The following is a 25,651-nucleotide window of genomic DNA, read 5'->3' as shown; positions in this document are numbered from 1 at the left end:
CGTTGAGCCGGGACGGGCGGCGCGAGACTTGATGTAAATCAAGTGTTGCGCGGTGCAGAGTCCCAGAATCGACGCATGCCTTGCGGTTTACCGAGGCCCTGGCGGAGGACGTCATGAGCGAATTTCTGAGTGCCGAGCAACTGGAAGGGCTGGATGCCTACTGGCGAGCGTCCAATTACCTGGCGGTCGGGCAGATTTACCTCAAGGACAACCCGCTGATGAAGGTGCCGCTGACGCTGGCGGATGTAAAGCCACGGCTACTGGGGCACTGGGGCACGACGCCGGGGTTGAACCTGATCTATACGCACCTCAATCGTCTGATCACGGCCTACGACCTGAACATGATCTTCATCGCCGGCCCGGGGCATGGTGGACCGGCCATCGTGGCGCAGACCTACCTGGAAGGAACGTACACCGAGTTCTACCCGTCGGTGGGGCGCGATACCAACGGCCTGGCCCGACTGTTTCGGCAGTTTTCCTGGCCCTACGGCATTTCCAGTCATGTGTCGGCGCAGATCCCGGGGTCGATCCATGAAGGGGGCGAGTTGGGCTACAGCCTGGCCCATGCCTACGGTGCCGCGTTCGACAATCCCGACCTGATAGTGGCGTGTGTGATTGGCGACGGCGAGGCGGAAACCGGGACGCTGGCGGCCAGCTGGCATTCCAACAAGTTCCTCAACCCGGCGCGTGACGGCGCCGTGCTGCCGATTTTGCACTTGAACGGGTACAAGATCGCCAATCCCACGGTGCTCTCCAGCATCAGCGAGGAGGAGTTGTCGGCGTTGATGTACGGCTACGGCTACGATCCGTATTTTGTCGAAGGCGATGACCCGGCAGAGGTTCATCAAGCCCTGGCCAGAACGCTGGACACCATGGTGCTGGAGATTCGTGAGATTCAGCGGGTCGCGCGTCAACGATCGCCGTCCCGGACGCTGGAGCGGCCCCTGTGGCCGATGCTGATCTTGCGCACGCCCAAGGGCTGGACGGGGCCGACATTCGTCGATGGCCTGCGGGTCGAAGGCACTTGGCGTGCGCATCAAGTGCCCTTGGCCGACTTCCAGCAGCCGCAGCATTTGCGGCAACTGGAGGAATGGCTCCGTAGTTACCGACCTGACGAATTGTTTGGCGCCAATGGCGCCTTGTTGCCCGAGATCGCCGCGTTGGCGCCCACCGGTCATCGGCGAATGAGCGCCAACCCCCACGCCAACGGTGGGCTGCTGTTGCGCGCGCTGGATCTGCCACGGTTCACCCAGTATGCGGTGAACGTCGAGGCGCCCGGTGGCCTGCGGGCAGAGGCCACGCGGGTGCTGGGCCGGTTTTTGCGCGACGTGATGAAGTGCAATCTGACGTCGAGCAATTTTCGCCTGTTCGGCCCGGACGAAACCGCCTCGAACCGGCTGGATGCGGTGTACGAAGTCAGTGCCAAGGCGTGGATGGAGCCGCTGGGGCCCGATGATGTCAACCTGGCGACCGATGGCCGGGTGATGGAGATTCTGAGCGAACAGGTGTGCGAAGGCTGGCTCGAAGGCTATTTGCTGACCGGCCGGCATGGCGTGTTTTCCTGTTACGAGGCGTTCATCCACATCGTCGACTCGATGTTCAACCAGCATGCCAAATGGCTGAAAACCGCCGCCGAAGTGCCATGGCGCAAACCCGTTGCCTCGCTCAACTATTTGCTCACCTCCCATGTCTGGCGCCAGGACCATAATGGCTTCTCCCACCAGGACCCTGGCTTCATCGATCTGGTGGCGAACAAAACGGCGGACGTGGTCCGGATCTATCTGCCGCCCGATGCCAATTGCCTGCTGTCAGTGGCCGATCACTGCCTCAGAAGCCGTAACTACATCAACGTGATCGTGGCCGGCAAGCAACCGGAGTGGCAGTGGCTGGACATCGATGCCGCCATTCGTCATTGCCAGGCCGGTATCGGGCGCTGGGACTGGGCCTGCCGGGATGACAGCGATCCGGACGTGGTGATGGCCTGTGCCGGCGACGTTCCGACCCTGGAAACCCTGGCGGCGGTCACTTTGCTGCGCGAATACGTGCCGGATTTGCGGGTGCGGGTGATCAATGTCGTCGACCTGATGGTCCTGCAGCCGTCGTACCACCATCCCCACGGTTTGCCCGACAGCGCCTTCGATGAACTGTTCACTGTCGACCGGCCGGTGATCTTTGCTTTCCACGGCTACCCCGCGCTGATCCACCGGCTGCTGTACAAGCGCACCAATCATGAAAACTTCCATGTTCGCGGGTTCAAGGACGAGGGGGCGACCACCACACCGTTCGACATGGCGGTGCTCAATAATCTGGATCGGTATCAGTTGGCCCTGGATGTCATCGAGCGCGTGCCCCGGCTGCACGATCAACTCCAGACTGCCCGGGCGCGCTATTGGGCGACGATGGAGAAACACAAGCTTTACCTCATCGAACACGGGCAGGACATGCCTGAAGTGATGCAGTGGCAATGGACGCCTGCGCCGGACAATCGGGGTTGACGGCAGGCGCCGGGCACTATTTGCTCTTCCAGTATTTCTGCATCTCCAGAAACAGAAACGAGGCGGTCCAGGAGATCAGCACCAGCCCCGTCAGTGCCTCCAGCCCGGTCAGGTACTTGAGGTTTCCCATGGGTGAAATGTCGCCGAATCCGATGGTGGTAAACGTGGTGAAGGAAAAGTACACGCAGTCCATGAACGTGCCGTCGAAATTGCCGCTCAGGCTGCCCCATTCACCGGAGCGGATCAGCAGGTAATAGACCAGCGCGAAACACCAGACTTCTATCGCATGGGCCAGCATCGCGCCGAACACCCCGACGACGATCCGAAAGCGACTCCAGAGTTTGAGCCTGGGCAGCCAATCGTTCAGGCGCAGCAGGCATTCGTAATGGATCACCACTGTGACGACCACCACCAACGTGTTGATTAGCGTGACTGCGAACATGATGAGCCTTCAGCGATAAGGGCGGGGGCAATCTGCGGGCGATTGATCGGTGCGTCACGGTGCCGGTAATGCCGGGGTGGGCTTGAATGGCATCAGCGGTGGAAACTCCTCGGGCGTGAGGGTTTCCTTTTCCAGCAACAGGCGAGCACCTTCGTCCAGGTCGGCCCGACGACTCTGGAGCAGCGCCTTGGCCCGTTGGTAGGCTTCATCGAGCAGGGCACGAATACCCAGGTCGATTTCCCGAGCGGTCTGTTCCGAATAATCCTTTTCGCCCATCGTGGCCATGCGATCTCCCAGGTACGTTGAGGTTTGCTTCTCCAGCACCGACTGTCCGAGCTCGGGGCTCATGCCGAAGCGGGTGATCAGTTGCCGGGCGATATCGGTCGCGCGGACCAGATCGTCGGCGGCCCCGGTGGAAATCTGGCCATAGACAAGGTCCTCGGCGGCGCGCCCGGCCATCAGCACGACGATCCGGTCCTTGAGCGTCTGGCAACTGATGAGGAAATGATCCTCGGTCGGTCGCTGCAAGGTATAGCCCAGCGAGCCGATGGCGCGGGGCACGATCGAGACTTTATGGACCGGGTCCATGGCCGGCAGGCTGCTGGCGGCCAGGGCATGCCCCATCTCATGATAGGCCACCACCCGGCGCTCGTCGGGATCGAGCAGGCTGCTCTTGCGTTCAAGCCCCGCGATGAGGCGTTCCACCGCCGCGGTGAAGTCGTCCAGACTGACCGCATCGGCGCCGCGCCGGGTGGCGACGATGGCTGCTTCGTTCACCAGGTTGGCCAGGTCGGCGCCGGTGAAACCGGTGGTGATTTCGGCGATACGCGCGCTATCGAGGCTTGGTTCCACGGTGATTTTCTTCAGATGAACCTTAAGAATCGCCTGCCGCCCTTTGCGATCGGGGCGGTCGATCAGAATCTGCCGGTCGAAGCGGCCGGCCCGCAACAGCGCCGGATCGAGGACCTCAGGCCGGTTGGTGGCGGCCAGCAATACCACGCCTTCACGGGGATCGAAGCCGTCCAGCTCGGCCAGTAACTGGTTGAGGGTCTGTTCTTTTTCGTCATTGCCGCCTAACACGCCGATGCCGCGCATCTTGCCCAGTGCGTCGAGTTCATCGATGAAGATGATGCAGGGTGCCGCCTGCCGGGCCTGTTCGAACAGGTCGCGGACCCGTGCCGCACCGACCCCGACGAACATTTCGACGAACTCGGACCCCGAAATCGAGAAAAACGGCACACCGGCTTCACCGGCGATGGCCTTGGCCACCAGGGTCTTGCCGGTGCCTGGCGGGCCCACCAGCAAGGTGCCCTTGGGGATGTGTGCGCCCAGGCGTGCGTATCGGGCCTTGTCCCTGAGGAACGAGACGATTTCCACCAGTTCGGCCTTGGCTTCGTCGATGCCCGCGACATCGGCGAAGGTCACCCCGGTGTCGCGTTCGACAAAGACCTTGGCCCGGGACTTACCGACATTCATCAGCCCGCCAAGGCCTTGTTTTTCCGCCATCCCGCGAAACAGGAAATGCCAGAACACCATGATCATCATGAACGGCAACAACCAGCCCAACAGGCTGTTCATAAAGGTGTTTTCGTTGACCCCGGTAAAACCGACGCCCGATTGGGACAGTTCGGTTGCCAGCGACGGATCGACCCGCACCGTGGAGAACCGGTCGCGTCCGTCGATGGGTTCCACCAATTTGCCGCTGATCCGGTCCTTGTCGATCTGCAAGTCACTGACTTTTTGCTCGTTCAACAATTGCATGAACTGGCTGTAGGGCAGGGGCTGCACGGCCTGGCGCTCGACAAAGAAGACCTGCATGAGGCCCATGACGATAAAAGCAATCGCCAAGTAGGACAGGTTCCACTGGTCGTTCTTTTTCATGGCCTTGGCTCAGAGTGGGAACGCATATCGGTAAGCCCGCGGCCAACCCATTTAATAAAGATAGCCTGCTTCAGCTTCTCCCTCGCGCAGGGCGCCGGATGATGTGCACAGATCACCTCACCTCGTGCCGGTCATTCAGGAAATGATGGCTGGGCAGGCGATTCCTTTTCCGGAATATCCGTCATGGTCGCCTCGGTGAGCAGCAGAACACTGGCAACCGACACGGCATTTTCCAGGGCAATGCGCACCACTTTGGTCGGGTCGATGATGCCGGCTTCGTACATGTCGACATAACAATTGGTCGCCGCATCGAAGCCCACGTTGCCAGGTTCCGCGAGCATGCGGGCGATGACCACGCCGGCATCCACTGCCGAGTTTTCAGCGATGAACCGGGCCGGTGCTTCCAAAGCCCGACGCAGAATCTGCAGGCCGGTTTTGACATCGCCCTCATGGCTGGCTTCCTCGGCTGCGATCATCGGCACAGCCTTGAGCAGCGCCAGACCGCCACCCGGAACAATGCCTTCGGCGATCGCCGCCCGGGTCGCGGAAATCGCATCGTCGAGTGCATCCTTGCGCGCTTTCATTTCAGCTTCGGAAGGCGCACCGACGCGGATCACCGCCACGCCACCAGACAGCCTTGCCAGGCGTTCCTGAAGTTTTTCCCGGTCGTAATCGCTGGTGGTGTTGTCCATTTGCACGCGGATCTGTTGCAGGCGCGCCTCGATAGCCTCGCGTGTACCTGCGCCGCCAATCAGCGCCGTGCTGTCTTTTTGCACCACGACTCGATGGGCCTGCCCCAACTGGCTCAGATCCACCTGGTCGAGGTTGATGCCCAACTCACTGGACACCACGGTGGCACCAGTCAGAACGGCAATGTCCTGAAGCATTTCCTTGCGTCGATCACCAAAGCCTGGCGCCTTGATCGCCACCGCACGCAATACCCCCCGAATCTGGTTGACCACCAACGTGGTCAACGCTTCGCCCTCTATGTCGTCGGCGATCAAGACCAGTGGTTGACCACTTTTGGCAATCAATTCCAGCAATGGCAGCAGGTCTTTGAGCACGCCGATCTTATGGTCACAGAGCAGCAGGTAGGCATCGTCGAGTTCGGCCTGCATCTTCTCGGTATCGGTCACGAAGTAGGGCGAGACATAACCACGATCCAGGCGCATCCCTTCCATGACCTCGACCACTGTTTCGGTGGTCTTGGACTCTTCGACACTGACGACACCTTCAATGCCGACCTTTTCCAGAGCGTCGGCAACCAGCTGACCGATGACTGCGTCGTTATGGGCCGAAAGCGTGGCAATCTGGGCTTTTTCCTTGGGCGTGCTGACCGGGCGCGACTGTGCCAGCAGTGATTGCATGACCAGAGCAAACCCCCGGTCCATGCCGCGCTTGAGGTCGATCGCACTGGCGCCGGCGACGACGTTGCGGATGCCGTCGGCCAGGATTGCATGGGCCAGAACCGTTGATGTGCTGGTCCCGTCCCCTACGGCTTCGCCGGTGCGTTCCGCCGCTTGCCGCAGCATTTGCGCACCCAGATTCTCTTCGGGGTCCAGCAGATCGATCCGTTTGGCAATCGTCACGCCGTCGTTGCAGACCGTCGGATTACCCCATTTATTCTGAATCAACACCGATTTCGATTTCGGTCCCAGGGTCACCCGGACAGCGTCCGCCAGCTGTGTGGCGCCACTCAGGATTTTCTCGCGAGCGGCAGCACGAAACAGGATTTTAGTGTGGGCCATCAGGTTGTTCTCCTGAAGAGTTCAACGACATGTGCGTCTTTTCAGCTTCTATGAAATGGCATGTTCAGCGTTGATTTTTATCAACAAAGCCACAGTACGTACCGTTCGGATGATCGACCGTTGGTTGTTGGCCCGAGTTGATAAATATCAACCTGAGCCACAGCAAACCGGGCCCAAATGAAATCTTCAAATCCACGGTGTTTTCAATGGGCCTGACTGGAAGGGGGGCGATTTGAAAGCACAGTTTCGCGTGGGATTTTTATCCAAGTCATTTGCGAGGAAAGACCATGGACAAGTATCAGCAGAGTCAGAAAAACCAGCTGTTCAAAACACCCGCCCATGATCCTTATCGCTTGCCGAAAATCGAAGGTTCTGCCGTCTGCCCGCAGTGTGGGGCCGCTTATCAGGCGGGCAACTGGACTTGTAAGATTCCTGAAAGCACGGTGGTTCATGACGCGCAAATGGTGATCTGCCCAGCCTGTCAGCGTACCAATGACAACAAGCCGGCGGGTACGCTCACGCTATCGGGCAGTTTCTTGCTCGAGCATCGAAACGAAATCATCAACCTGATCGAAAACACCGAGAAAAAGGAAAAAGCGGAGCATGCCCTGGAGCGCATCATCAGCCTCACCGACTCCGAAGGCGCGCTGGTTGTCACCACCACGGGCATCCATCTCGCGAACCGCCTGGGCCATGCACTGAAAGCAGCCTTCAAAGGGCACGCCGATTATCAGTACAGCGATGATGAGTTCGGGGTGAACATCGACTGGACGCGTGACGATTAGAATCGGGCGAGGGTGGAATACTGATTTGTTTCATGCTCATCAGGCAGGGTGCGGCAGGTAGCCTGCCCGGCGAAGGTAGTTGATTTATATCAACGCCAAAGTGATTCCAACGGAGGAGTCTGGGTAGACGCTGGTGCCTGATCCAGCGAGGGCGCAACGACCGCGCCCTCGCAACAGGCCATGGCGTGTTGAAGCCCACCTGCCTGGAGTCAGATCATGAGCCAGTATCAACGGTTGTTATTGATCATCAACCCGGCCCTGCGCCACTCTCCCGCAATACAACATGCGGCGGCCCTGGCCAAGGCCAGCGGGGCACGTTTGCATATCGCTGCCTTGATAAAATCGTTGGACATTCTGTCGCTGCTTGAAGAGGGCGTGCGGGAAACGGCGCGAGAGAATTACCTGCAGGACCATCGCGATTGGTTGACGTACCAGGCAAAAAATATCCGTGGTCGGGGGATCGAGGTGACGACGGAGGTGGCTTGGGCCGATGACCTGCAGCAGGACATTCTGGATCACGTCACGGAAATGCAGCCCGACCTGTTGATCAAGGAGGTTCAGCATGAGTCGGCACTCAAGCGCGCGTTCTTCACCCCGCTGGATTGGCACTTGCTGCGCCACTGTCCGGTGCCGGTCTATCTGGTGGGCGGCAGTGGCCATACCTTGCCGCACAAGATCGTGGCCGCGGTCGACGCTTCGGGTACCGATTCCGACAGAGAGCTGAATGACCGGATCATCCAGCAGGCCAATGGCCTCGCGCTGCAGTGCAATGCCGAGTTGCACCTGCTGTACGCCTGCGACATCACAGACTATCTGGGCGATATGGGCGGCGGTGGTCTGACGCTGTCGGACCTGACCAAGCAGTTGCGTAAAGAACTGGAAAAATCGTTCCTGGGGCTGGCCGGTCGGTACGGTGTGGCCTCTGACCGTCGGCATTTCATTCTGGGGAACCCCGTCTCGGCGCTGAGTGAGTTTGCCAACGAACATCAGGTGGATGTGATTGTGATGGGTAGAGTCCAGTCGCATGGCTTGAACAAGCTTGTGGGCAGCACGACCGAACATATTCTGTATCAGGTGCCTTGCAGCGTCCTGGCGGTTTAGGGACGGCCCCGTTCACGGTTGATGACATCAACGAAGACAACTAGGCCGCCCGGAAATTTACCCGGGTGATGCTCGGCACCTACTGGACTCTTCGCCTGCCCCCCTTGTCCAGTTGTGCCGTCATCGCGCAGCGCCATGACGCCAGACCTCAATACAAAACTCCGTTTCGTAAGGGGGTACGTTGCATTCGACGATGTCGGTGGCGGCAACTTGCAGATGCACGCCGACGATATCGGCATGGATCGGCTGCTGGCAGACGTGCCGGTCGACCAATACGGCCGTGTAGACCCGGCGAGCACCGAGTTGCGCCAGATACGCGCAGGTACGCAGGAGCGAATGGCCTTCAAACAGCACATCGTCGACAACGAGCAGGGTGGTGCTGGCAAGGTCCAGCTCGCCCAGCAGCGGATTTTCGGTCAGTTCGGTGTGGGCATGCAGCACTTTGAGGTCATCGGCATAGCGCTTGACCTTCAAGGGGTAGAGCGGCAGTTCTGGCTGGCCGGTCTGACGTGACAGATGGTGTTGTAAACGCTGCGCCAGAGGTTCGCCGCGGCGTTGGATGCCAATCAGGGCCACTTGAGTGGATGGCAACAGTGTCGCGGCCTGGCGCGCCATCGCCTGCAGCACCGAATCGAGTTCATTGCTGTCGTACAAGCGCAACCGCGGGCTTGCAAGTAAGGTCGGCATGGCAGTCTCCCACAGAGAGCCGCTGCGGCGCGGCGCTGTCCAATATTGGCAACGTAATCCATTCGGCCCAAGCCTGATTGATATTGATCAACAACGACGAAATGAGAAATGCCAAACCCTTGCGCGTCCATGGCGGGCCTTGCGTGCGAACTTGATAAAAATCAACAACAAGGCGACTTCAGCGGAGGACTCTAGTGAAAGCTGATGCTTGATCCCGCAAGGACGTGGAGAGGTCAAGGTTGTGTGATACGGACCGACAGGCGTAATCGCCTGGGGAGGTTTTCAAGTGATTCAGAGTCCCTCGATGCAAACCCTCTTGCGTGACCGGGTGGATGCCGGTCGACGGCTGGTGGAGCCGCTGCTCAAATACGCTCATCGACCCGATGTCATCGTTCTCGCCTTGCCCCGTGGCGGCGTGCCGGTTGCCTATGAAATTGCCACGGCCCTGGAGGTTCGCCTGGACCTGATGCTGGTCCGCAAGCTGGGGGTGCCATTCCATCAGGAGTTCGCCATGGGCGCGATTGCCAGTGGCGGCATCCAGATCGTCAATGACGATACGCTGCGGGCGAACCGTATCGATCAGCGCACGCTCGATAACGTGGTGGCACGGGAAACCCAGGAACTGTTGCGTCGCGAGCGCCTGTACAGGGGCTCGCGTGCCCCCGTGGCGCTCAAGGATCAGGTGGTGATTCTGGTCGACGATGGCCTGGCGACCGGGGCCTCGATGATGGCGGCAATACAGGCGGTGCGCCTGCAAGCACCGTCGCGTATCGTCGTCGCCGTGCCGGTGGCGCCACCCGAGACGGTAGAGGCGCTGTATAGCGAAGTCGATGAGGTGATCTGCCCGCTCACCCCCGAGTGGCTGATGTCGATCGGCAATTGGTACATGAATTTTTCCCAGACCTCGGATGAAGAAGTCATCGATCTTTTGCAACGGGCCTGGCGCAGAGAATCCGCTGCGCGTGTTTCCGGCCAGGAGGATTCCGATGTTTGAGCCTCGCTATCGAAAGCTCGACCTGGGGAACGTGGCGCTGTCTGCCGACCTGCGTTTGCCGGTGCACGCTGGCGGCCTGGTGGTGTTCGTTCATGGCAGCGGCAGTGGTCGTTCAAGCCCGCGTAATCAACAGGTCGCACTATCTCTGGCTCAGCGGGGGTTGGGCACGTTGCTGTTCGATCTGCTCACGGAACCGGAGCAATACCAGGACAACCAGACTCGGGAATTGCGTTTCAATATTGCGCTGCTGTCCAGCCGACTGGTGAAGGTGATTGACTGGATTGGCCGGGACGCCGAACTGCAACCGCTACCGATCGGATTGTTCGGCGCCAGCACCGGTGCAGCGGCGGCGCTATTGGCCGCGGCCGAGCGGGCGGACGTGGTGCATGCGGTGGTGAGCCGGGGAGGGCGGACCGATCTGGCGGGTGCGGCGCTGTCCTGCGTGAAGGCCCCGACCTTGCAGATTGTCGGTGAGTTGGATCCGGTGGTGCTCAATCTCAATGTGCAAAGCGGTCGCGCCTTGCAGTGCGAGCAGCGCCTGGAAGTGGTGGCGGGCGCGACACATCTTTTTGAAGAGGCAGGAACCCTTGAAGAAGTCGCCAGACTGGCCGGCGACTGGTTCGAGAAGTATTTGCAACGGTAGTCATCCAAAGCAGACAACCACCGTCTGATGCCTGTCATATGCCGAATGGAAAGGTTTCGTCTTCCGGTTCCAGCGCCTGGCTTTCCGGCAGCGGCAATGCCGTTACCGGTTGCGTCTGTTCAATCCAGACCATGGCGTCGAATTGTTCGCTCAGCACTGACTCGAAGTAGTGGCTGCTGCGCTCGCTGGCGGGCCTATAGATCACTCCGATGGCCCGCTCCAGCAGAGGTTTGGACAGGGCTTGGCGCAGTTCTTTTCGCTGTGGATCCCGCCAGTCGGTCAATGAAGCCGGGACGCCGGCGTTAAGGAACTTGCGCTCCCAACTGTCTGGCCGAGACGGCCGTATGTCCTTGATAAGCATCTCGCCATCCCAGTCGTCGGCCGCGGCCACCTGGCCATGGTCGGTGCTCATGCCGATCAGAACCACATCGCGCCCATAGGCATTGCGGCACAGTTGACCGATATTGAACTGACCCTTCCAGCCCATTTCCGTGGCGGCCGCATTGCCGATATGGGAGTTGTGCGCCCACACCACAGCTTTGGCTTGAGGGCCGCGGTGTTCGAGCAGCGCACGTAACGTGTCGAACATGTGCCTGTCGCGCAGGTTCCAGGAGGCCGTCGAACCTCGATAAATCGCTCGGTAATATTGTTCCGCCGCCTGGATGACCCGGGCGTTCCGGGTCGCATCGAAGAACGCTTCATCATCCTTGATGGCCCCGGCCAATTGCTCGGCCAGCATGGCATTGAGCTGTTCGACCACCGCATGCTCGCAGGGCATTATGCCGTCGCGTTCGACAAAGTGGCCGTACAGCGCAGGATCATCCTGCCAGGGGCTCAAACAGCCATAGCGACGCCGAGCTTCGTGTGCCAGCTGCGGGTCGACACGGTCCAGATAGCTCAGAACCTCGTGGATGGAATTGCGCAAACTGTAAACGTCCAGACCGCGAAACTCGACGCGCTGCTCAGGCGCGTGTTGGTGGTTGTACTGATGCAGCCAATGGGTGAACGCTTTCACATCGGTGTTGCGCCACATCCAGGTCGGGAACCGGCTGAAAATGTGCCGCGTCCAGGCCGAGCGCGCCAACCCCCGGGCATAACGGTCTACATGACCCGCGTCCGGCCAGTCTGCTTCAACGGCCACGATATTGAATCCGTGCTGCTCGATCAGCCGTTGGGTAATCGCCGCCCGGGTCCGATAGAAGTCACTGGTGCCATGGCTGGCTTCACCGATCATCACCACGCGCGCATCCGCGTAGCGGTCGAACATTTCACCAAAGGCTTGTGAGTTCAGTTCCGGCAGGGGTTCGGCGTATTGACGCAGGAGCGGGACGATGGAGGCCTCATCTATGTGGGTATGCGCGCCATACAGTTGGTTCAGCATGTTTTGGGAAGGTATGTTCATGAACGTCATCCCCATAAAGGCGGGTTGGCCAACCTGCAATGCTGCGTAGTGCCATGTCGACTGTCAGGGGCCGCGCTGACTTGCACTTTTTTGATCTGGTCCCTCTCAGAAAACAGCTCCTTGCCGGTTTCCCGGCAAAGGGCCGAGCCTGCGGTCAGTCGGCTTTGACGGGCACGACTTTGTCCGCTTTCATGGCTTCGGGTTTTTTCGGCAGCGAGATGCTCAGTACGCCTTTGCTGAAGCTCGCTTCGATCTTCTCGGCGTCGACCCCTTGGGGCAGGTTGAACACCCGTTCGAAGGAGCCATAGTGACGCTCGCTGAGGTGATAACCCTTTCTCTTTTCTTCCTTGTCCTCTTTCTTTTCTCCTTTAATGATCAGGCAACCGTTGGACAGTTTGAGTTCGATGTTCTTCTGATCCATGCCGGGCAGTTCAGCAGTGATTTCGAAGCTCTTGTCTTTCTCGGTGATGTCCACGGCAGGCATGCCGTAGCCTGTCAGTTCCTTGCGCCAGAGCGGTTCGACATCAAACAGTCCGCGCCCGAATAGCGACAGCCCTGTGCCGCGGCTGAAGTCTTCGAATACGTGATCGATCTGTTGGCGAAGGTTTTCAAAGGGATGCCACAGATCGGCGTTCAGTGGCTGCGCAACGGTTTTCTTTTCGGTTTGTACCGGCATTTTTTTCACGGAATTGGCCATTTCTTTTCTCCTCTTGGTGAATAAGGTGAACCGCGAACAGTGGTTGTGCGGCCCACCACGACAAAACAACAACCCGACACTCGCCCTTACAAAGCCAGTGTTCCGGACCACAACATCCAGCCGGCGATGGCTGCCGCCGTCCAGATAATGATCAACAGTCCCGTCTCGGGGCCATTGAGCGCTTGTCCCTGGCGAGCCTTCATGGTGCCCAGGTAAATCAACGAGCCGGGGGCGTAGAGCAAAGCGCTGAGCAACATGTATTTAGGCCCGGCGGCATACAGCAACCACAGGCAATACAGCGTGGCGACCGAGGCAATGGCCATGTCGCGCAGTTGCAGGCCTCGGTGGCCGGCGTAGGTCTGGCCCTGCCAGGTCAATTTCAACGCGTACAAACCGCTAAATAGATACGGCAGCAGAATCATCGAAGTGGCCAGGGAAATCAGGGTCAGGTAAGTGGCGCTCGAATACAGCGTCAGCAGCAGGAACAGTTGAATGCAGCCGTTGGTGATCCACAGCGCATTGGCCGGCACTCCGCGGGCGCTCTCCACGGCGAGCGTACCCGGCATGACCTTTTCCTTGGCCGGGGTGAATATCGATTCGGCTGCCAACAGCGTCCAGGCGAGCAGGGCGCCACCCACTGAAATGATCAAGCCGATGCTGATCAACATCGCGCCCCACGGCCCGACTACCGCTTGAAGCACGCCCGCCATCGAAGGGTTTTTCAGGGTCGCCAGCTCCGGTTGTCCGAGAATGCCCAGCGACAACAGGGACACCGCAATCAGCAGCAACAAGGTAATGACGAAACCGATAACGGTGGCACGGCCGACATTGACGCGTTCTGCCGCACGGGCGGAAAACACGCTGGCACCCTCGATCCCGATGAACACCCAGACGGTCACCAGCATGGTGCTTTTGACCTGATCCAGCGTGCTGCCCAGTGCAGGAGAACCCCAGAAGTCGACCATAAAGGTTTTACGCTGGAAGGCTGCGATCACCAGCCCGATAAACAGCAGCAAGGGCACGATTTTGGCCAGTGTGGTCAGCGCGTTGGCTTTGGCTGCGGTGCGCATGCCCCGCAGGATCATCCAGTGCAACGACCAAAGCACCACGGACGCCCCGGCAATCGCCGCTTTGTTGTTGCCTTCGCCAAACAGCGGGAAGAAGAAACTCAGCGCGGAAAACAGAATCACCATGTAGCTGACGTTGCCGACCCAGGCACTGATCCAATAACCCCAGGCGGAGTTGAAGCCGAGGAACTCACCACCCAACGCCCGGGCATAGGCAAACACGCCGTTGTCCAGTGTCGGTTGACGGCTGGACAAGGTTTGATAGACCAGCGCCAACGACAGCATGCCGACGCCGGTGATCAGCCAGCCAATCAGGATGGCGCCAGCACCCGCACTGGCGGCCATGTTTTGCGGCAGGCTGAAAATGCCGCTGCCGATCATCGAACCGACCACCAGAGCAACCAGCAGGCTCAAGGACAAGCGTTTGGGCTCCAGTTGTCGCCAACTGCCGGCAAGGGGTTGGGGGGCGGTCGGCGGGAGGATCGGTTGCGTGCCGTGCAGATGAGTCGCCATGTCAAGCCTCCACGAAACGAAAGAGTGGGCGCAGACCGCAGATGCGGTGGAGTGAACGTTGACTCTGAATGTCTACGTGAACGGTCAACGCCTGTTTGATTTAGATCAGAAAGGAAGCAGACAGCGATGTTGTCCCGCAGCGGCCATTGCGCGAACGCCGGGCGAAGCTTCAATTGATAACGTATAGCGAACATGTCGGGCGTTCGAGACCTAAGCTCTACCCATGACGGCGATGAGTCGCGGGCGTTTCTGTAGCGAGGGATGCGGAGCGCTTTTTTGAGGAACCACATCGATGCTCAGTAAGTGGCTGGACCCGGTTCTACTGCTGCTCACCGCCCTGACGCTGCTGGCCGGGGGCATTGCGCAGGTTGCTCACAAGTCTGACTGGGCATCGATTTGCTGGGCCGCGGGCAGTCTGGTGATGGCCCTGGTGCTGCTCGTCGAGATTGTCAGGCGCCTGGCCCGTCGCGAGGCGGGTGTGGATCTGATCGCTCTGCTGTCGATTGCCGCCGCGTTGTTTTTTCGGCAGACGCTGGTGGCGGCGGTGATTGCCTTGATGCTGGCGTCGGGGCGCATCCTGGAGTTCTTCACCAAACAACGCGCCGAACGCGAGCTACGTGCGTTGGTCGACCGGGCGCCACGCTTTGCCTGGTTGCAGGAAAACGGCAATTTACGGCAGATTCCGGTCGAGCAGATCCAGGCGCATCAGACGTTGCTTGTGCGCCTGGGGGAGGTGGTGCCGGTCGACGGTCGTCTACTCAGTCCCACCGCGATTCTCGACGAGTCGGCGCTCAGCGGCGAGTCATTGCCGGTCACCCGCCGGGAAGGAGAACAACTGCCCAGTGGCGTGACCAATGTCGGTGCGCCGATGCTGCTGACAGCCACTCGAACCGCAGCGCAGAGCACCTATGCGGGGGTGGTGCGTCTGGCCGAAGCGGCACGACGCTCGCGGGCGCCTTTCGTGCGTTTGGCTGACCGTTACGCGTTGTTCTTCATTCCGCTGACATTGCTGATTGCCGGCATCGCCTGGTACATGAGTGGCGATTCTTTGCGCGCGCTGGCGGTTTTGGTGGTGGCCACGCCTTGCCCGTTGATTCTTGCAGTGCCGATTTCGATCATGTCAGGTATCTCGAGGGCGGCGCGGCGCGGGATCCTGATCAAGGACGGCGTCACCCTGGAAGCGCTGGCCGAGGTCAAGCAGGTGTTTCTCGACAAGACCGGCACGTTGACCAGCGGCCACGCCCGTCTGCAGTCGATCGAGACCAACGGAGCGCTCGATCCGCAGCATCTGCTGAGCCTGGCCGCTTCGCTGGCACAGGCCTCGACCCATCCCATCTCCCAGGCCATTGTCGAGGCGGCCTGTCAGCGTGGATTGCCGCTCAGCGTGCCGCAGGCGGTCGAGGAAAGTCCGGGCTCTGGTCTTTGCGGGTTGATCGATGGCCGACGGGTGCGTTTCGGCACGTTGTCCTTTGTTCAAAATGAATCACCGGGCGACTGGGCCGCCACCATGCTGCGTCGCATGGATTACCTGGCGTGTAGCGGCAGCTTCATTGAAGTGGATGGGGCACTTGCGGGCCTGCTGATTTTCTCGGACAAACTGCGTCGGGAAACCCCGCTGACCCTGCGCCGGCTGCGCAACAGAGGCATCGAGAGGATCGTCATGCTCACGGGTGATCGTGTGGAAACCGCCGAGATGATTGCACTGTCAGCCGGGATCGACGAGTTGCGTGCCGGGTTGAGTCCTGGGGACAAGGTGCGTGCGGTACAGGATGCCTGCCTGCACGCCAGCACACTGATGGTCGGTGATGGCATCAACGATGCCCCGGCCCTGGCGGCGGCCAATGTCGGGGTGGCCATGGGGGCCAGCGGTGCCACGGCGTCCGCGCAAGCGGCGGGAGTTGTGCTGCTGGTGGATCGTCTGGATCGTCTGGTCGAGGCGCTGGACATCGCCCGCCGGACCCGCCACATCGCCCGTCAAGGCGTATTGGCCGGCATGGGCATGTCGGTGCTGGCCATGGGGGTGGCAGCCTTCGGTTACCTGCCGCCGCTGGTCGGTGCCGTGGTGCAGGAGGGCATCGATGTGGTGATCATTTTCAATGCCTTGCGTGCATTGGGGCCGTTACGAGGTCTGCGCCAACGCAAGCTTGCCGCCGAACATATCGATCGCCTGCAGGACGAACACGACCAGCTCTCTACGGTACTGAGCGATCTGCACCAACTGGCAAGCGACTTCGCCCAGCGTCCACTTGAACAAGCGCAGACGGACCTGCTGGCGCTGGTAAAAAACCTGCAAGAATCACTGGCCCGTCATGAACGGGACGATGAAAACACCCTGTACCCGCTGTTGACGCAAAGCCTGCCTGGCGAGGATCCCATGTCGGCGATGAGCCACGTCCATCGAGAGATTTTTCGCCTGATCCATTTACTGGCGCGCATGAGCACGGATTTCAGTACCGACCCTGCAACGGCTTCTGTCGATGAGATACAGCATCAGTTGATCCGCCTCGATACCCTCGTGCGGCTGCACTTCGATCAGGAGGAGGAGCTCTTTCGCTACCTGGATAAGCGCTGAAAAAGCCGGCTGCCTCGCCGCAAGCCCTTGATGCCCGGGGAAACTATAGGTTCCCCGGGCTCATTGACTCAGGCGATGCGCAAATGATCATCAACTTGCCTCACACCCGGTACTGACCAGGCGGCACGCTCGGCGATCTGACGCTCGCGCCACAAATGAACTTTGCCTTCAAGCTTCACCACATCGCCTTCGACCTTGACGTGAATGCCCTTGGCATCGACTTCGGCATTGCGTTTGAGGGCTTCTTCGATGCGACGCTGGATATCATCCACGTTCACCTGCGGACGAAGGACGAGCCGATTGTCCACGCCTACCACTCCCGACAGCTTGCGCACAGCCATCTCGGCGGTCTCTTTCTGGTACTGCCAGTCCACTTCGCCTTCAAGGGTGATCCACCCGTTCTGCACAACGACCTTGATATCCTGCTCGGGAATGTCGGAGCACCAGGTGAGGATATTCAAGGCGCGGGAGGCAATGGCGTCGTCCGCCGTGCCGGCGCCTTTCATCGGCCTGACCTGAATTTCTTCGGCCACGGCGCGTACCCCTTTTATGCTTTTAACCGCGCGTTCTGCGCTGACTTTTTGCGCGTAGCTTTTAACGTGGCCGGTGAGCGTGACGACGCCGTTGTCCACGGTCACACCGATGTTGGCGGCATCGATATCAGGCTGGAATTCAAGCTCATCCATAATGCTCTGACGCAGACTCAAGTCGCTCATGGTGATGTCCTCTGTCTGAAATGCTGGTACGGCAGGTGCGATATAGCTCTCTACAGCTCCTCAGGTGAAACCACCCATACACTGCACGGCATCTTGTACAGCAGATGTTCCACCGTGCTGCCCACCAGTCGACCCACGCCTCGGTGGCCGACCCGGCCCATGACAATCACGTCGATGTCGTAGGCATCGGCGTATTGGGCAAGGACCTTGGTCGGGTTGCCCATGATCATGTGCTGTTGCTCCGGCGCGATACCATTGCGCTCGGCCAGTTCGCGGAAGGCATCGGCCTGTGCGTCGAACAGCGTCTTGGCTTTGCCTGAAGAAAACAATGCCGAGCTACTGTCGAAATCGAACTCGTCCGCGCTGAGGGATGAAAGGTCGTGGGCGTAGATCACGTCGAGCTGGGCGTTACAGGTGCTCGCCAGTTTTGAGGCCTCGCGCAAAATCCTGTCGTTGAAATCCTTGTACTGGGTATTGCTATGGAAGGGATCGACTGCGGCGAGGATCCTGCGCGGCAGCGCGTGCTGCGCATGGCTGACAAAATGTAGCGGCACCGGGCATTCGCGCAGCAAATGGATATCCAGGGGCGTGAACATTATCCGTGACAGCAGCGACTCGTATTCCAGTGCCTTGATCAGTACCGCCATGGGTTGTTCTTTGAGATGAATGAGGATTTCCTGCAAGGGTCGTTCAACCCAAACCACCTCCGTGGTGACGGGCACCCCGATTTTACGCAAGGGCCGGGCCTGGTCTTCGAGCCATTGCCGATGGCGCTCGACATACCCGAGCCGCATCTGCTCCAGCGCTTGTTCGTTGACCATGCTTGCCGTTGCCAGGCCTTGCAGGTAATCGAAGGCGACGATGTGCAGGGCCGCGCCCGAGGCCTTGGCCAACGCGGCGGCGCGGTCGAACGCGGGGCTGTTTTCCATGAGGGGCGAGACGACCAGCATGAAGCGTGATTGCTCAGACATGACTAAACTCCCGTCAATAATCGTAGATATTCCTGTATTCGCTGGCACCCCTGCGTTTTGGGCAGTGGTCCTCTGGCTTTTATCCTGCCGCTGACTGGGGGGGGCGGGATTGATCTTTATCAATCTGGCGAGTGATCCAGCCTGCGGTCCGACGTGTGGTGGGGCGCGCCGTATCCATCTACAAAATATTGACCATTATCAACCTCTCCTGCGTCATGCCGGCGCAGTCTTGGGGTTGTGGCTTACCCGGACGGGACTCACATGAACGACACCTTGGGCCTGGCAGGGGCGGCAGCTGCGCTGGGGATCGGCATGCTCGTCGGCCTTGAACGTGAACGGCACAAGGGGCGGGGGGACAGTCGTGCCTGTGCCGGATTGCGGACGTTTGCGATCACTGCGTTGCTGGGGTATGTGGCGATGCAGGTCGGTGGTGGTCTGTTGTTGGGGGCCATGGCGATCTGTCTGGCCTTGCTGGTCACCGTGGCTTACTGGCGAAGCCTGAGCAATGATCCTGGTGTCACCAGTGAAGTGGCGTTATTCATGGTGTTGGTATTGGGGGCGTTGTGTGGCACCGCGCCCGAGTTGGCTATTGCCATTGGCGTGGTGGTGGCGGGGCTGCTGACGTATCGTCAAAAGCTGCACCACTTTGCGCGTAGCCAATTGACTGAAGCGGAAATGCGCGATGGTCTGGTGCTGTTGGTCGCCGCGCTGGTGGTGTTGCCATTGGCGCCTGACCGTTTTATCGGTCCGTATGCCTCTATCAATCTGCGCACCATTTGCACCCTGACCGTGTTGCTGATGGCCGTCGGGGCGACAGGGCATATCGCCGTTCGTATCCTGGGCACTCGTTACGGCTATGTGGTCAGCGCCATCGCCTCCGGATTCGCTTCCAGCACCGCGACCATCGCCGCGATGGGGCACCTTGTCGCCAAGGAGCCAGGCAACATCAAAATCCTGAGCGCGGCAGCGATGCTGTCCAACCTGGCTACCGTCATTCAGATCGGCCTGATCCTGGGGGCGGTCGACACCGGTCTGTTGAGGCACATGTGGGGACCGCTGTTGTGTGGTGCCGCCGCCACGGCGTTGTATGGCCTGAGCCTGATGTTCCCGCAACCTGCGAGTGGCGCCAATCGGCCGGTCAAGGTCGGCGGTGCGTTCAACCTCAAGCTGGCCCTGGTCATCACACTGACCATGACCGGCATCACCTTTGTGTCTTCGATGGTGCTCAGCCACTTTGGTGAAGTGGGCGTGATGGTCACGACGACGCTCGCCGGTTTCGCCGATGCACATTCTTCGACGGCGTCCATTGCCGCCCTGGCCAAGGCCGGGCTGTTGCCGTTCGATGCCATTGCCGGGCCCACGCTGGTTGCCGTCAGCAGTAACTCCCTGAGCAAATGCCTGGTGGCCTGGGTCAGCGGCGGGCGACGGTTCGCCGCGTATATCATCCCCGGCCAGGTCTTGCTGACGTTGGCAATGTGGGCGGGCATGTTGCTGCATTAACGTGCATCCGGGCGCTGTAGCTGACAAAGATCAAGTCGCCTGAATCTGCTGCGATCACTCTAGGGTTCTACTCACTGCATCGAGATGGCCGCGTGCCGAGGTGTCCCATGTCGCAGACTCAGCGTTTACTGTTGATCGCCCCCCAAGCCATGACCCGTACACCGGCGTTCGACCGGGCCGCCGCATTGGCCCGCGCGATGCAATCGCCGCTGCACATCGTGGCATTCGATTACTTGCAGGCCTTGGCCGTCGCCGGCCTGTTTGCCCCCGAGCAAGTCGCCCAGGCCCGGGAGGGCTATTTGCAAACCCATCGGCGATGGCTCGCCGAGCAGGCCGAATTGATGAAAAAACACGGCGTCGAGGTCACCAGCGAGGTGGTGTGGGTGCAGCACCCTTATGAGGAGATCCTGCACTTCGTCAACGAGATGTCACTGAGCCTGATCATCAAGGATGCCCAGGAAGAATCGGCGTTGAAGCGGGTGTTTTTCACACCGCTGGATTGGCAGTTGTTGCGCGATTGTCCGGTGCCGGTGCATCTGGTGACCAACGCTCTGAACCCGCGGCCACGCAGCGTGCTGGCCATCGTCGATGTGTTGCGTAGCGAAGAGCAGGACCTGGTATTCAATGACCAGATTATCGACGCCGCAACGAAGCTGGCTGAACAATGTGAGGCGAAAATCGAGTTGGTGCATGTGTATGACTGGACGGCCGTGTATGCCCTGGACATGGGTGTTGGCGCACTCCCGTTGGCCTCCGGTCTTTACGAAGCCATGGGCACGGCGCAACGCGAAGCGTTTACGGCGCTGGCCGAGCGTCACCGCGTGCCGCCTGAGTGTCGGCACTTCATCGAAGGTTCGCCATTGCTGAGTATTTGCAAGTTCGCCGAGGACCATCGCACCGATGTGATTGTGATGGGGACGGTGCAGCACTCGGGGTTGAACAAGCTACTGGGGACCACTGCCGAACAGCTCTTGCACCGAGCCCCTTGCAGTGTGCTGGCGATCAAGCCCGACAGAATGTTGCAATCCTGAACGTTGACTTGCCCCACGGCGGGCCGTTGCCGGTGCGTCGTGGGGCGATTGGCTTTTACATATACAGACGATGAATGACCTGGCGGCTGTCGTCAGGATCATTGTGCCTCTCAAAACCCAAGGCTTGAGCCAGGTCGCGCATGGGGGTATTGCTGGAGGCGTCGATCGAATACATCTGATGAAAACCGTTTCTGCGGGCGGCCTTGATCAGATGTCCCATCAAGGCGGTGCCGAGGCCCAGATGCTGCCATTCATCGGCGACCGTCACCGCGCACTCACACTCATGTTCCGACGTGGCGGCGTAGCGGCTGATGCCGATTTCGATCAATTTGCCGTTTTCGTGAACCAGCGCGATGTAAGCCATGCGCTGTTTGTTATCGGTGTCCATCAACTGATCGAGCATGGCGGCGCCGGGCTCGTTGATCTGCGCGAGAAAACGCATGTGCCGGGACTCGGGCGACAGGCGCTTGATGAAGGTGTATTCAAGTTCGCGGTCCTTTTCCAGCAGTGGCCGGATCAGCACATGGCGGCCGTCCTTGAGCGCTTCGATCCAGTACTTTCCGGTGACTGCGGCATAGACGGCCGCGGCCCGATCATTGTGGTCTTTGACAGTGAGCATGGATGATCCTCCATCTTGTTTGAAAGGCCGGTGCGTATTCACTCGCCACGCGGTTGATTCCTTTTTACGCCGCTGGCAGCCCTTGAATCTGATCTGGATCAGACACCCGTCACGAGGGCGTTCATTTGCGGGTATTTGATGTAAATCAACCTGGGGGAGGGGGCAGCGAGCGCAGTCTTGGGTGATGCCGGCGGGTAAGGACCGGTTTCGAGCCGAGGTGTGTGATGGGTCAATATCAACGTTTGTTACTGATCGCCGACCGAACCCTGCATCAGTCTCCAGCCTTGCTCCGTGCGGTCGCACTGGCCAAGGCGAGCGGGGCCACGCTGGATGTGCGGGCCTTTGTCGATCCGGCGCCGATTGTTCATCTATGGGAAGAAAAAATCGACGAGGCGGAGTATCAGCGTTATCTGCGTCACTGTCATCGTTGGGTGGCCGACGAGGTCGAGCGGCTTAAAGGGCAGGGCGTGGACGCGACGGTTGAAGCCGTCTTCACCACCCATCCGTTGCTGGACATCTTGAAGACAGTCGAAGACCTCAAGCCTGACCTGCTGATCAAGGACGTCACCCTGGAACCGGCGCTCAAACGGGTGTTCATCACGCCCCTCGATTGTCACCTGCTGCGCGAATGCCCGATCCCCGTGCACTTGGTCAACCAGATCCGTTACGGGCTGCCGCACCGGGTCGTGGCCGCCGTGGACCCGTTCGATCCGGCGACGCAAATCAGTGGCCTGAACGACACCATCATCCAGACGGCCAATGCACTGGCATTGCAATGCGACGCACCGTTGCACTTGCTCTACGCCTATGACTTGTCGCCGGCTTTCAATGGTGATGCACCGCTGGTCAGCGGTGGTTGGGGCGTGGACTTCATCGAAGAGCTACGCGAATCCCTGCACCGGGCGTTTATCACCCTGGCGGATCGCTACGGTGTTCCTCCGGAGCGTCGGCACTTTGTCATGGGCCTGCCGGTGCCGGTCATCAGTGAGTTTGTCGAGCAATACCTGGCGGATGTGGTGGTGATGGGCACGGTGCATCGCGTGGGGATCGACCGCTTGATCGGCAGCAACACCGAGCGGGCGTTGTACTCGGTGCCAGGCAGCATTCTGGCGGTCAGGCAGCCGGGTTCGAGCGTCGGGCGCCAAGCCGACGGCTGGCCGCCCACTAGTTGATAAAAATCAGAGCCTCACGGCGAGAGCCCCCGATACTTGAGTCACAATCTGAAGCTATCCAGACGAGGTGGGTGAGGGTGAAAATTCAGCGTTTGCTATTGATTGCCCCAACTGAAATGGCCTGCACCCCGGCGTTCGATCGGGCGCGGGCCCTGGCCTGTGCAACCGGTGCGATGCTGCACATTGTCGCTTTCGATTATGTCCAGGCGCTGGCGGCGGCCGGCCTGTTTGACCACGAGGCCATGGCTCAGGCGCGGGAAGGTTACTTGCAGGTACATCGTCAATGGCTGGAGCAGCAAGCGCGGTTTCAACGATGCGAAGGCGTGCAGGTGACAACTGAGGTGGTGTGGGCCAGACCGACCCTGGCGCATCTGCTGGAGTACGTGAATGACTTCCATGCAGACCTGGTGATCAAGGACACCCACCGCGTGTCGGCGCTCGACCGCGCCTTCCATCGGCCTCTGGACTGGCAGTTGCTGCGCGACTGTCCGGCCCCCTTGCACCTGGTCATCGATGCTACGAATCCGAAGCCGTCGAGCATACTCGCCACCATCGACCTGTCCCATCTGGAGGAGCTGACCCTGGGGCTCAATGACCGGATTCTCGACCTTGCCTCAAGCCTGGCCGAATCCTGTGGCGCCACCTTGCACCTGCTCAATGTCAGCGGCTGGTCGGAGTTGGGGGAGGCGCAAGTGAATGTGCCGACCGCGACACTGAATGGCAGTTTGAGAGACGCAGTCAGCGATGCTCAGCTGGAGGCCTTTGAAGCGCTTGCCGACCGCTACGGAGTCGAGAAACAACAGCGTCATCTGTTGCCCGGTATCCCTTCCAAGGTGATTGCCCATTTCGCACAACAACATGCCTTCGACATGGTGGTGCTGGGAACGACCTACCATCGGGGGATCGATGTATTCATCGGCAGTACGGCCGAAAGTGTATTGAACCGGTCACCCTGCAGCCTGATGATCGTCAAGCCATTGGCCCGTATCGACTAGAAGATGAACCAGTGTGATCTCCGTTGATAAAAATCAACTGCCCATGAACGTAAAGGAGCGATCAATAGCGCTCCATGAATGCTCAAGGAAACGGCCATGCGAATGACATTTCTCGGTGCTGCGGGCACGGTCACGGGCAGCAAGTACTTGCTGGAACATCACGACCAACATGTGCTGATCGATTGCGGCCTGTTCCAGGGCTATAAGCAACTGCGCTTGCACAACTGGGACCCGTTCCAGCTGCCGGTTCGCGATCTGGAAGCCATTGTGCTGACCCACGCTCATCTGGATCACAGTGGCTACCTGCCGGTGTTGGTGCGCAACGGTTATCGCGGCCCGGTGTATGCCACGCCAGCCACCTGTGAGCTGGTGAAAATCCTGCTGCGCGACAGCGGCCGTTTGCAGGAAGAAGAGGCCGAGTTCGCCAATCGCCATGGCTTCTCCAAACACACCCCGGCCTTGCCGCTGTACACCGAGCAAGACGCTGAGCGGGCATTGAAACTGCTGCGGCCGGTGCAGTTGCACCACCGGGTCGAGATTGCCCCGGGGATGAGCATTCTGTTGCGCGGTGCCGGGCATATTCTGGGCGCAGCGACCGTGGAAATCGTCGCTGATGGCATGACCCTGGTGTGCTCCGGGGATCTGGGGCGGCCGAACGATCCATTGATGTTTGCCCCGGAGACGATCGAGCAGGCCGATTATCTGCTGGTGGAGTCGACCTACGGTGACCGTCGACATCCTGACGAGTCCCCGGAAGATCAACTGGCCGAGGTCATCACCCGTACCGCGTTGCGCCATGGCATCACGCTGGTGCCATCGTTCGCGGTCGGTCGCGCGCAGTTGCTGATGTACCACCTGTATCGCTTGCAACAAAAACACGCGATTCCCGACCTGCCGATCTACCTCAACAGCCCCATGGCCACCGACGTCACGCGGTTGTACCAGCGCTTTCGCAGTGAGCATCGGTTGTCCCAGGAAGAGTGCGAAGGCATGTGCCATGTCACGCGTTTTGTGCGCTCCACCAAAGACTCCATCGACCTGGATCAGCAACGCACACCGGCGGTGATCATCGCCGCCAGCGGTATGGCCACTGGCGGGCGGGTGCTTCATCACCTCAAGGCGCTGGCGCCCAACCCGCTCAATACGCTGTTGGTGCCGGGTTTTCAGGCGGGCGGCACCCGCGGCGCGCAGATCATCGCAGGCGCCCTGTCGGTACGTATTCACGGCAAAGACGTACCGATCCGGGCCGAAGTGGTGCCGATGCAAACCCTGTCCGCGCACGCCGACGCCGATGAAATCATGGCATGGTTGCGCGGTTTCAAGCGGCCACCGAAACACACCTATGTGGTACATGGCGAACCCAACGCCTCGGATGTATTGCGCCGGCGCATCAGCCTGGAGCTGGGCTGGTCGGTCTCGGTGCCGGAGTACCGCGATAGCGTGGAGCTGACGGGGCCTCTCTAGTGCTCTGGCCACTATAGAAAAGGGGCTCTAAAAAAAGGTTCTTCACGGATTACCGGGAAAGACGCTCTTGATCTTCATGAAAAAGAATTCGCTGTCCCGGTAACCGTACGCCATCCGCTTAATGACTTTTATTCGATTGTTTATGCCTTCCAGCTG

General features: G+C 59.9%; 22 protein-coding genes. 11 read left to right on the top strand and 11 right to left on the bottom strand.

All coding sequences use genetic code 11. The features are described from left to right. The first annotated feature begins 113 nt into the window (after positions 1-113). Positions 114-2,495 carry a phosphoketolase family protein gene (locus AACY49_RS27240; RefSeq protein WP_339527422.1) on the top strand — a complete coding sequence of 794 codons (2,382 nt, stop codon included), beginning with the start codon at positions 114-116 and terminating at the stop codon, positions 2,493-2,495. 16 nt (positions 2,496-2,511) lie between these two features. Here AACY49_RS27240 and AACY49_RS27235 read toward each other — a convergent pair whose 3' ends face one another. The 3 genes from AACY49_RS27235 to groL form a co-directional block, all read right to left on the bottom strand. Continuing rightward, complete coding sequence (locus AACY49_RS27235; RefSeq protein WP_258696557.1) at positions 2,512-2,937, bottom strand: potassium channel family protein; 426 nt, start codon at positions 2,935-2,937, stop codon at positions 2,512-2,514. Positions 2,938-2,991: 54 nt separating this feature from the next. Next, the gene (gene ftsH / locus AACY49_RS27230; protein WP_339527421.1) at positions 2,992-4,818 is read right to left on the bottom strand and encodes an ATP-dependent zinc metalloprotease FtsH; all 1,827 of its coding nucleotides are present in this window, start codon (positions 4,816-4,818) and stop codon (positions 2,992-2,994) included. Positions 4,819-4,949: 131 nt separating this feature from the next. Next, positions 4,950-6,566 (bottom strand): chaperonin GroEL, encoded by a 1,617-nt coding sequence (groL, locus tag AACY49_RS27225; RefSeq protein ID WP_339527420.1) that lies wholly within the window; start codon positions 6,564-6,566, stop codon positions 4,950-4,952. A 287-nt stretch (positions 6,567-6,853) separates the two neighbouring features. On the opposite strand from groL, the gene AACY49_RS27220 reads away from it, so the two are divergent. Both AACY49_RS27220 and AACY49_RS27215 read left to right on the top strand, forming a co-directional pair. After that, entirely contained in the window at positions 6,854-7,351 is a 498-nt protein-coding gene (locus AACY49_RS27220) for a BCAM0308 family protein (RefSeq protein ID WP_339527419.1), read from the top strand. Between the two features lie 216 nt (positions 7,352-7,567). Continuing rightward, positions 7,568-8,452, top strand: coding sequence for a universal stress protein (locus AACY49_RS27215; protein ID WP_339527418.1), 885 nt, complete (start codon positions 7,568-7,570; stop codon positions 8,450-8,452). A gap of 120 nt (positions 8,453-8,572) precedes the next feature. Here the strand turns inward: AACY49_RS27215 and AACY49_RS27210 are convergent, their stop codons facing one another. After that, positions 8,573-9,139, bottom strand: a complete 567-nt coding sequence (locus AACY49_RS27210) for a phosphoribosyltransferase family protein (RefSeq protein ID WP_258696543.1) — start codon at positions 9,137-9,139, stop codon at positions 8,573-8,575. A 304-nt stretch (positions 9,140-9,443) separates the two neighbouring features. Between AACY49_RS27210 and AACY49_RS27205 the strand changes: the two genes are divergently transcribed. Both AACY49_RS27205 and AACY49_RS27200 read left to right on the top strand, forming a co-directional pair. Next, entirely contained in the window at positions 9,444-10,133 is a 690-nt protein-coding gene (locus AACY49_RS27205; RefSeq protein ID WP_339527417.1) for a phosphoribosyltransferase, read from the top strand. Beyond that, positions 10,126-10,776: a dienelactone hydrolase family protein gene (locus tag AACY49_RS27200; RefSeq protein WP_339527416.1), complete on the top strand. Its 651-nt coding sequence runs from the start codon at positions 10,126-10,128 to the stop codon at positions 10,774-10,776. The genes AACY49_RS27205 and AACY49_RS27200 overlap by 8 nt, the downstream gene beginning before the upstream one ends. A gap of 34 nt (positions 10,777-10,810) precedes the next feature. On the opposite strand, the gene AACY49_RS27195 is transcribed toward AACY49_RS27200, so the two are convergent. From AACY49_RS27195 to arcD, 3 genes are all read right to left on the bottom strand, one after another. Beyond that, entirely contained in the window at positions 10,811-12,178 is a 1,368-nt protein-coding gene (locus AACY49_RS27195; protein ID WP_339527415.1) for an erythromycin esterase family protein, read from the bottom strand. A 154-nt stretch (positions 12,179-12,332) separates the two neighbouring features. Next, positions 12,333-12,875, bottom strand: a complete 543-nt coding sequence (locus AACY49_RS27190) for an Hsp20/alpha crystallin family protein (protein ID WP_339527414.1) — start codon at positions 12,873-12,875, stop codon at positions 12,333-12,335. Between the two features lie 86 nt (positions 12,876-12,961). Continuing rightward, on the bottom strand, positions 12,962-14,455 hold the full coding sequence (gene arcD, locus AACY49_RS27185) for an arginine-ornithine antiporter (RefSeq protein ID WP_339527413.1): 1,494 nt from the start codon (positions 14,453-14,455) through the stop codon (positions 12,962-12,964). A 292-nt stretch (positions 14,456-14,747) separates the two neighbouring features. Here arcD and AACY49_RS27180 point away from each other — a divergent pair, with 292 nt between their 5' ends. Beyond that, positions 14,748-17,027, top strand: coding sequence for a heavy metal translocating P-type ATPase (locus tag AACY49_RS27180; protein ID WP_339527412.1), 2,280 nt, complete (start codon positions 14,748-14,750; stop codon positions 17,025-17,027). Positions 17,028-17,095: 68 nt separating this feature from the next. Here AACY49_RS27180 and AACY49_RS27175 read toward each other — a convergent pair whose 3' ends face one another. Together AACY49_RS27175 and AACY49_RS27170 are read right to left on the bottom strand one after the other, a co-directional pair. Continuing rightward, complete coding sequence (locus AACY49_RS27175; RefSeq protein ID WP_339527411.1) at positions 17,096-17,743, bottom strand: BON domain-containing protein; 648 nt, start codon at positions 17,741-17,743, stop codon at positions 17,096-17,098. A 50-nt stretch (positions 17,744-17,793) separates the two neighbouring features. Next, entirely contained in the window at positions 17,794-18,714 is a 921-nt protein-coding gene (locus AACY49_RS27170) for a universal stress protein (RefSeq protein ID WP_258696535.1), read from the bottom strand. Positions 18,715-18,975: 261 nt separating this feature from the next. Here AACY49_RS27170 and AACY49_RS27165 point away from each other — a divergent pair, with 261 nt between their 5' ends. Both AACY49_RS27165 and AACY49_RS27160 read left to right on the top strand, forming a co-directional pair. Beyond that, positions 18,976-20,214 (top strand): MgtC/SapB family protein, encoded by a 1,239-nt coding sequence (locus AACY49_RS27165; protein ID WP_339527410.1) that lies wholly within the window; start codon positions 18,976-18,978, stop codon positions 20,212-20,214. A 107-nt stretch (positions 20,215-20,321) separates the two neighbouring features. Next, complete coding sequence (locus tag AACY49_RS27160) at positions 20,322-21,245, top strand: universal stress protein (protein WP_339527409.1); 924 nt, start codon at positions 20,322-20,324, stop codon at positions 21,243-21,245. Between the two features lie 55 nt (positions 21,246-21,300). On the opposite strand, the gene AACY49_RS27155 is transcribed toward AACY49_RS27160, so the two are convergent. Next, positions 21,301-21,864: a GNAT family N-acetyltransferase gene (locus AACY49_RS27155; RefSeq protein WP_258696532.1), complete on the bottom strand. Its 564-nt coding sequence runs from the start codon at positions 21,862-21,864 to the stop codon at positions 21,301-21,303. A 224-nt stretch (positions 21,865-22,088) separates the two neighbouring features. On the opposite strand from AACY49_RS27155, the gene AACY49_RS27150 reads away from it, so the two are divergent. From AACY49_RS27150 to AACY49_RS27140, 3 genes are all read left to right on the top strand, one after another. After that, positions 22,089-23,036, top strand: coding sequence for a universal stress protein (locus AACY49_RS27150; protein WP_320391136.1), 948 nt, complete (start codon positions 22,089-22,091; stop codon positions 23,034-23,036). Between the two features lie 77 nt (positions 23,037-23,113). Continuing rightward, a complete protein-coding gene (locus AACY49_RS27145; RefSeq protein WP_339527408.1) occupies positions 23,114-24,031 on the top strand; it encodes a universal stress protein in 918 nt (305 codons plus the stop codon). Positions 24,032-24,127: 96 nt separating this feature from the next. Beyond that, entirely contained in the window at positions 24,128-25,495 is a 1,368-nt protein-coding gene (locus AACY49_RS27140; RefSeq protein WP_339527407.1) for an MBL fold metallo-hydrolase, read from the top strand. A 42-nt stretch (positions 25,496-25,537) separates the two neighbouring features. On the opposite strand, the gene AACY49_RS27135 is transcribed toward AACY49_RS27140, so the two are convergent. After that, positions 25,538-25,651 (bottom strand): transposase (locus AACY49_RS27135; protein WP_143497295.1); only part of this gene is annotated, 114 nt, incomplete at its 5' end.

This window comes from Pseudomonas sp. EL_65y_Pfl2_R96 (genome assembly GCF_963970905.1).
Lineage (GTDB): Bacteria > Pseudomonadota > Gammaproteobacteria > Pseudomonadales > Pseudomonadaceae > Aquipseudomonas.
This window is presented reverse-complemented; position numbering and strand designations above follow the sequence as displayed.

Coding starts and splice junctions, on each gene's coding strand:
- ftsH (WP_339527421.1), bottom strand. CDS start 4,818: ATGAAAAAGAACGACCAGTGGAACCTGTCCTACTTGGCGATTGCTTTT.
- AACY49_RS27155 (WP_258696532.1), bottom strand. CDS start 21,864: ATGCTCACTGTCAAAGACCACAATGATCGGGCCGCGGCCGTCTATGCC.
- AACY49_RS27160 (WP_339527409.1), top strand. CDS start 20,322: ATGTCGCAGACTCAGCGTTTACTGTTGATCGCCCCCCAAGCCATGACC.
- AACY49_RS27140 (WP_339527407.1), top strand. CDS start 24,128: ATGCGAATGACATTTCTCGGTGCTGCGGGCACGGTCACGGGCAGCAAG.
- AACY49_RS27215 (WP_339527418.1), top strand. CDS start 7,568: ATGAGCCAGTATCAACGGTTGTTATTGATCATCAACCCGGCCCTGCGC.
- groL (WP_339527420.1), bottom strand. CDS start 6,566: ATGGCCCACACTAAAATCCTGTTTCGTGCTGCCGCTCGCGAGAAAATC.
- AACY49_RS27175 (WP_339527411.1), bottom strand. CDS start 17,743: ATGAGCGACTTGAGTCTGCGTCAGAGCATTATGGATGAGCTTGAATTC.
- AACY49_RS27170 (WP_258696535.1), bottom strand. CDS start 18,714: ATGTCTGAGCAATCACGCTTCATGCTGGTCGTCTCGCCCCTCATGGAA.
- AACY49_RS27240 (WP_339527422.1), top strand. CDS start 114: ATGAGCGAATTTCTGAGTGCCGAGCAACTGGAAGGGCTGGATGCCTAC.
- AACY49_RS27180 (WP_339527412.1), top strand. CDS start 14,748: ATGCTCAGTAAGTGGCTGGACCCGGTTCTACTGCTGCTCACCGCCCTG.
- arcD (WP_339527413.1), bottom strand. CDS start 14,455: ATGGCGACTCATCTGCACGGCACGCAACCGATCCTCCCGCCGACCGCC.
- AACY49_RS27220 (WP_339527419.1), top strand. CDS start 6,854: ATGGACAAGTATCAGCAGAGTCAGAAAAACCAGCTGTTCAAAACACCC.
- AACY49_RS27150 (WP_320391136.1), top strand. CDS start 22,089: ATGGGTCAATATCAACGTTTGTTACTGATCGCCGACCGAACCCTGCAT.
- AACY49_RS27205 (WP_339527417.1), top strand. CDS start 9,444: ATGCAAACCCTCTTGCGTGACCGGGTGGATGCCGGTCGACGGCTGGTG.
- AACY49_RS27200 (WP_339527416.1), top strand. CDS start 10,126: ATGTTTGAGCCTCGCTATCGAAAGCTCGACCTGGGGAACGTGGCGCTG.
- AACY49_RS27235 (WP_258696557.1), bottom strand. CDS start 2,937: ATGTTCGCAGTCACGCTAATCAACACGTTGGTGGTGGTCGTCACAGTG.
- AACY49_RS27165 (WP_339527410.1), top strand. CDS start 18,976: ATGAACGACACCTTGGGCCTGGCAGGGGCGGCAGCTGCGCTGGGGATC.
- AACY49_RS27190 (WP_339527414.1), bottom strand. CDS start 12,875: ATGGCCAATTCCGTGAAAAAAATGCCGGTACAAACCGAAAAGAAAACC.
- AACY49_RS27210 (WP_258696543.1), bottom strand. CDS start 9,139: ATGCCGACCTTACTTGCAAGCCCGCGGTTGCGCTTGTACGACAGCAAT.
- AACY49_RS27195 (WP_339527415.1), bottom strand. CDS start 12,178: ATGAACATACCTTCCCAAAACATGCTGAACCAACTGTATGGCGCGCAT.